The sequence below is a fragment of the Atlantibacter sp. RC6 genome (genome assembly GCF_014193285.1).
GTDB lineage: Bacteria > Pseudomonadota > Gammaproteobacteria > Enterobacterales > Enterobacteriaceae > Atlantibacter.
This window is the reverse complement of the sequence record NZ_JACHZE010000010.1, coordinates 170224-176348: the sequence shown is the minus strand read 5'-3', so window position 1 is coordinate 176348 and position 6125 is coordinate 170224. Positions and strand designations below refer to the sequence as shown.

Sequence of the window (6125 nt, the reverse complement as noted above, 5' to 3'; positions counted from 1 at the left end):
AAACCTCCGTCAGCTGTTTACCGTACTGTTATAACCTGTTACCCATGTGCCCGGTTTAAAGTGTTACCCATGTGACCGGTTCATACACGGCGAGCCCCCCTGGCCCGTTCGCGTACACTGGCGCCAGAGACTGACCCGAAAGCCCATGCGAACGGAACAATTCCACCAAACGGAACAATTCCACTAAACCCAGGCGAACGGAACCCTTCCACTGAACCCAGCCGAACGGAACAATTCCACTAAATCCCCCGATAACCAAAAAAAACGGCCCAAAGGACCGTTTTCTCTTTACTCAAAACTCTAAAGTTAATCCCGTCGCAACATACGGTAAATCAACAACACCACGATGGCACCCACCACCGCAACCAGGAAACTCTGTAAGTTAAAGCCCGTAACATCTCCGCCAATGCCGAAGAATGTCGCCAGCCAACCACCCACAACCGCACCCACTATCCCAAGCACACAGGTGAGGATAAATCCGCCCCCGTCTCTACCCGGCATAATGAACTTGGCAATCACACCTGCTATCAATCCAAAAATAATCCAGGACAAAATACCCATCGTTCGACTCCTTTTTCTTCGCTGAAAAACATCACCCACCCCTGGCGGGGTACTCGTATCGAAAGACAAATAAAGTATAGGCAACTTTTGGAAAAAGGTGAGGAAGGTCACACGCTTAATCGCCGTTTTGCCGATTTCCCCCTGGAATTTGTATTAAGTTTTTTGCCGCGTTGCCGATATTCTTGCCATCACTTTGTACAGAGCAGGGATCGGGGACGTGAGTACCTATAATGAGCAGTTTCTGAAACATCATCCGCTGGCTGTGTTGGGCGTTTTACGGGATTTGCATAAGAATCGCGTGCCGATCCGCATCTCCTGGGGCAGCCAGCAGTTGATCAGCCGCATTCTCGATGTGGACGCCAGCCAGCTGGTGATGGACTTCGGTAGCCAGAACTATGAAAACAAATCGGTGCAGGAAGCCAGCGATATCCAGATTTCCGCCGAGACCCAGGGCGCGAAGATTGAATTCAATTTGCCGCAACTCAACGCGGGCGATTATCAGAGTCTTCCGGCCTTCGTCACCCCGCTCCCCCCTTCGCTGTGGTTTGTGCAGCGCCGCGAATATTTCCGCATCCCCGCCCCGCTTTCACCGATTTTTTATTGCGAAGCCACGCTGAACAGCGGCAGCGCCTTTCGCTTTCGGCTGGCGGATTTGTCCCTCGGCGGTATGGGCGCGCTGGTTGACGGGCCGGTTCCCGAAGGGCTTCAGGAAGGGCAACTGTTTTCACAGGTGAAAATCGAACTGGGTGAATGGGGAACCTTTCACTTTGATATGCAGTTGCTCACCATTTCCGAACGCATGACGGTGAGCAATAAAAACGAGACGATTGTGACGCCCCGCCTGAGCTTCCGTTTTCTCAACATCAACCCGGCGGCGGAGCGGGAACTGCAACGGATTATCTTCGCGCTGGAGCGTATCGCGCGTGAAAAAGCCAATAAAGTCCGCTAATTACATCGCGTCCATGGCCTTCTGCATTTTCCAGATATAGCGGGGGGCCTGCGGCGACGGATGGTTTTTTTGCACATGCTCGACAAACTCATCCGGGCTGAGATCGTTAATCTTCTCAATCGCCTCTTTACGATCCGACGAGAAGGTGCGTAGCAGCGCGCCTGCGCCATTGGCATACGACACCATCAGCGCGTATTGCATGGTGGTGGGATCTTCAATGCCGTTTAACGCGCCGTGTTCGAGAATGCTCAGGTACGCCGTTCCCATGGAGATATTGCGCTCGGGGTTTTTCAGTTCGCTGGTGGATGGCTGCCCGCTCCAGCCCATATGGCGATACACATCGCGCCCGGAAGTGGAGGCTTTGAGCTGCATCAGCCCGATGGCGTTGGATTTACTCACCGCGTTGGGATTGCCGCCGGATTCAATGGCAATAATGGCGGTGATCAGACGCGGGCTGACGCCCCAGGCCGCGCCGGCTTTTTCGCTGATGGGATACCACTGCATGGCGCGTTTAACCGGCACTTCAGGGTCCCAGGGTTGACTCTTATAGTCGGGCGTTGAGGAACATCCTGCCAGAAACAGGACCAGTACAATCAGCCATTTAAAATTCACGCAAACTATCCTTTTTGTTTTGCCAAACCGGCATCAAAACTCCGTCGCGCTGGCGAACCGCGCAATAAACGACGGATGACAACCCTCAATGTTAGCGGCATGATAACCATTCTATGTAATAAATCAGCAAGGAAATGCCATGTCCCGCATCCATCTTATCGCTCCATCCGGCTATTGCATGGCGCAGGACGCCGCGCAACGCGGCGTGCAACGGCTCACCGAGGCGGGCCATCAGGTGAGCAATCAGGCCGTCATTTCCCGGCGTTTTCAACGGTTTGCCGGGGATGACGTGGCGCGTCTTCACGATATCAATCAGCTGGCGACCTTAACGAATTCCGATATCGTGCTGGCGGTGCGCGGCGGTTACGGTGTCACGCGTCTGCTGGAAAATATAGACTATTCCGCAATTGGCGCGCGCCAGCGCCGCAACCCGCTGGTAATTTGCGGGCACAGCGATTTTTCCGCCGTTCAACTCCAGTTGCTGGCCACCGAAAATGTCATCACGTTCTGCGGCCCCATGCTGGCGGGCAATTTTGGCGCGCCGCAGATGAACGCTTTTACGTGGGATCATTTCTGGCAGGCCGTGACCTCCCCGGAATTCACCCTGAACTGGCAAACCCGCGCGCCAGACTGCCAGGCCCGCGGCACGCTTTGGGGCGGCAACCTGGCAATGCTGTGCTCGCTGCTGGGCACCCCGTGGATGCCGGATATTGAAGACGGCATTCTGGTCGTGGAAGATATCAACGAACATCCGTACCGCATCGAACGGATGCTGTTGCAACTGCATCAGGCGGGGATCCTCAACCGGCAGCGTGCTCTGGTGCTCGGCAGCTTTAGCGCCAGCCAACCCAACGATTACGATAACGGCTACGATCTGGATGCCATGATCGACGCCCTGCGCCAGCGTCTGGCGATCCCGGTGATACCCGGTCTGGATTTTGGCCACGAGCAGCGCACCGTGACGCTGCCGTTGGGGGCCACGGGTAGCCTGATTTGTGACGCCAGTCAGGTGTCACTGACCATCAAAGGTCATCCCGTTGTGAATAATTCAGGAAATAATCATTCACATCGTTAATTAGTCCCTCATTCGCGGCCTAATTGTGGTATACCAAAATAGACCCGGCGGCGTTGCGCCGCCTTGATAACAGCATGATGAAGGAGAACGATAACGTTGGACGGCGGGGCGATTTTTAGTCTGTTTATTCTGGGTTCGGTACTGGTTACCTGTAGCATTTTATTAAGTTCATTTTCTTCCCGTCTCGGTATCCCTATTCTGGTTATCTTTCTCGCCATCGGCATGCTGGCAGGCATTGATGGCGTCGGCGGCATTCCTTTCGATAACTACCCTCTCGCCTACCTGATCAGTAACCTGGCGCTGGCGGTGATCCTGCTGGACGGCGGGATGCGCACCCAGGCGAGCTCGTTTCGCGTGGCGCTGGGCCCGGCGCTGTCGCTGGCAACCGTCGGGGTGTTGATCACCTCGGGGCTGACCGGCATGGCGGCGGCGTGGCTGTTCGGCCTGCCGATCATGGAAGGCCTGCTGATTGGCGCGATTGTTGGTTCGACGGATGCGGCGGCGGTGTTCTCCCTGCTCGGCGGCAAGGGGCTGAACGAGCGTGTGGGGGCGACGCTGGAAATTGAATCCGGCAGCAACGACCCGATGGCGGTTTTCCTGACCATCACGCTGATTGAGATGATCCAGCACCACACCGGCACGCTGAGCTGGATGTTCGCCTGGGAAATCGTCCAGCAGTTCGGGCTCGGTATTATCGTCGGTCTGGGCGGCGGCTACCTGCTGTTGCAGATGATTAACCGTATTTCCATGCCCCAGGGGTTGTATCCGTTGCTGGCGCTCAGCGGCGGCATCATGATCTTCGCCATTACCACAGCGATGGACGGCAGCGGCATTCTGGCGGTATACCTGTGCGGGTTCCTGCTCGGCAACCGCCCGATCCGCAACCGCTACGCTATTCTGCAAAACTTTGACGGTCTGGCCTGGCTGGCGCAGATCGGCATGTTCCTGGTGCTGGGCCTGCTGGTAAACCCGTCGGATTTGCTGGCAATCGCCATTCCGGCGCTGCTGCTGTCGCTGTGGATGATCCTGTTCGCCCGTCCGCTGTCGGTGTTCCTGGGCCTGCTGCCGTTCCGCGGCTTTAATCTGCGCGAGCGAATTTTTATTAGCTGGGTGGGGCTGCGCGGCGCGGTGCCGATCATTCTGGCCGTGTTCCCGATGATGGCGGGCCTTGAGAACTCGCGGCTGTTCTTTAACGTGGCGTTCTTTGTGGTGCTGGTGTCGCTGCTGTTGCAGGGCACGTCCCTGAGCTGGGCGGCTAAAAAAGCCAAAGTGGTGGTGCCGCCGGTGGGCGTGCCGATTTCCCGCGTCGGGCTGGATATCCATCCGGAAAACCCGTGGGAGCAGTTTGTTTATCAGCTCAGCGAAGAGAAGTGGTGTGTGGGCGCGGCGCTGCGTGATTTGCATATGCCGAAACAGACCCGCATCGCGGCGCTGTTTCGCAATAATCAGTTGCTGCACCCTAACGGCGGGACCCGGCTTCAGGAAGGCGATATTCTGTGCGTGATTGGCCGCGAGCGTGATTTACCGGCGCTCGGTAAGCTGTTCAGCCAGTCGCCGCCGGTGGAGCTGGACCAGCGCTTCTTCGGCGACTTTATCCTCGAAGCCAGCGCCAAATTCGCCGATGTGGCGTTTATTTATGGTCTGGAAGCCAAAGAGGCGGATGACGCCCAGCAAACTATCGGCGAGATGATGCTGGCGCAGCTCGGCGCCGCGCCGGTGGTGGGCGATCAGATTGAGTTTGCCGGGATGACCTGGACCGTGGCGGAGAAAGAGGATAACCAGATCCGCAAAGTGGGCCTGCGGGTGCCGGAACCCGAGGCGGAGTGATCCGCCCCGGCGCGTGACTACTGAGTAACCACCGGCACGCGCGGCGCGAGCGCGCACATCAGTTCATACCCTACGGTGCCCGAGGGCGCGGCCACATCATCGATTTTGATGTGGTCGCCCCACAGTTCCACCGAACTGCCGATGCCCGCCTGCGGGCACGGCGTTAAGTCCACTGTCAGCATATCCATTGACACCCGGCCCACCAGCTGGGTGCGCACGCCATCCACCATTACCGGCGTACCGGTCGGCGCCTGGCGCGGGTAACCGTCGGCATAGCCGCAGGCCACGACGCCGATACGCTGCTCGCCGCTGGCCTTGTACAGGCTGCCATAGCCCACCGTATCCCCTGCCTTGAGGTTCTGAATGCCGATGATTTCGCTGTTAAGCGTCATCACCGGTTTAATGCCTGACGTGGCGACATCGCGCCACTGCCCGCTCGGCGACGCGCCATACAGCACAATCCCCGGACGCACCCAGTCAAAATGCGCCTCCGGGTGCCACAGCGTGGCGGCGGAGTTGGCGAGCGAACGCGGGCTGTCGAGCCCTTCCGCCGCCTGCTCGATGCGCGCCAGCGGTTCGGCAATGCCGTCCGGGTGTTCGGCGTCAGCGAAATGCGCCATCAGGGTCAACTGGCCGACGTTTTTTAACTCGCGCAACTGCCGCCATACCGTCTGGACCCGCTCCGGCGTAAAGCCCAGCCGGTTCATCCCGCTGTTGATTTTAAGATACACATCGATGGGCGCGTTCAGCCGGGCATTGGCCAGCACTTTTACCTGCCAGTTACTGTGCAGGCTGGTGGTTAAACGGTAGCGGTCAAACAGCGCCAGCTCATCGGCATGGAAAAACCCTTCCAGCATCAGAATCGGGCCTTTCCAGCCGCGTTCACGCAGTAAAATCGCCTCTTCAATATTGAGCATCGCGAAGCCGTCGGTGCCGGAAAGGCCTGACCAGACGCGGTCAAGACCGTGTCCATAGGCATTCGCTTTGACAACCGACCACACCCGGGAATGGGGTGCGGCTGAGCGCACCACCTGAAGATTTTGCCGCAATGCTTGCAAATCGAGACGCGCGACAATTGGACGAGCCATGTCTACTCCTGTG

At 57.7% G+C, this 6125-nt stretch carries 6 protein-coding genes and 1 pseudogene; 3 read left to right on the top strand and 4 right to left on the bottom strand.

Annotated elements, in window-relative coordinates; translation table 11 throughout:
* Positions 1-306: 306 nt before the first annotated feature.
* On the bottom strand, positions 307-561 hold the full coding sequence (locus tag FHW74_RS19330; RefSeq protein WP_183171963.1) for a GlsB/YeaQ/YmgE family stress response membrane protein: 255 nt from the start codon (positions 559-561) through the stop codon (positions 307-309).
* A gap of 107 nt (positions 562-668) precedes the next feature.
* Positions 669-743 (bottom strand): annotated as a pseudogene (locus FHW74_RS23045) (hypothetical protein); the annotation flags it as partial.
* A gap of 35 nt (positions 744-778) precedes the next feature.
* On the opposite strand from FHW74_RS23045, the gene FHW74_RS19325 reads away from it, so the two are divergent.
* On the top strand, positions 779-1510 hold the full coding sequence (locus tag FHW74_RS19325; protein WP_183171962.1) for a flagellar brake protein: 732 nt from the start codon (positions 779-781) through the stop codon (positions 1508-1510).
* On the opposite strand, the gene emtA is transcribed toward FHW74_RS19325, so the two are convergent.
* Complete coding sequence (emtA, locus tag FHW74_RS19320; protein ID WP_183171961.1) at positions 1511-2122, bottom strand: membrane-bound lytic murein transglycosylase EmtA; 612 nt, start codon at positions 2120-2122, stop codon at positions 1511-1513.
* 139 nt (positions 2123-2261) lie between these two features.
* Here emtA and ldcA point away from each other — a divergent pair, with 139 nt between their 5' ends.
* Both ldcA and FHW74_RS19310 read left to right on the top strand, forming a co-directional pair.
* Positions 2262-3197 carry a muramoyltetrapeptide carboxypeptidase gene (gene ldcA, locus FHW74_RS19315; RefSeq protein WP_183171960.1) on the top strand — a complete coding sequence of 312 codons (936 nt, stop codon included), beginning with the start codon at positions 2262-2264 and terminating at the stop codon, positions 3195-3197.
* 96 nt (positions 3198-3293) lie between these two features.
* On the top strand, positions 3294-5024 hold the full coding sequence (locus tag FHW74_RS19310) for a potassium/proton antiporter (RefSeq protein WP_183171959.1): 1731 nt from the start codon (positions 3294-3296) through the stop codon (positions 5022-5024).
* Between the two features lie 17 nt (positions 5025-5041).
* Here the strand turns inward: FHW74_RS19310 and dadX are convergent, their stop codons facing one another.
* On the bottom strand, positions 5042-6112 hold the full coding sequence (gene dadX / locus FHW74_RS19305; RefSeq protein ID WP_183171958.1) for a catabolic alanine racemase DadX: 1071 nt from the start codon (positions 6110-6112) through the stop codon (positions 5042-5044).
* Positions 6113-6125: the final 13 nt, after the last annotated feature.

Bases quoted from the DNA above. Each gene is read 5' to 3' on its own strand.
- FHW74_RS19330 (WP_183171963.1), bottom strand. From the start codon at position 561: ATGGGTATTTTGTCCTGGATTATTTTTGGATTGATAGCAGGTGTGATT.
- ldcA (WP_183171960.1), top strand. From the start codon at position 2,262: ATGTCCCGCATCCATCTTATCGCTCCATCCGGCTATTGCATGGCGCAG.
- dadX (WP_183171958.1), bottom strand. From the start codon at position 6,112: ATGGCTCGTCCAATTGTCGCGCGTCTCGATTTGCAAGCATTGCGGCAA.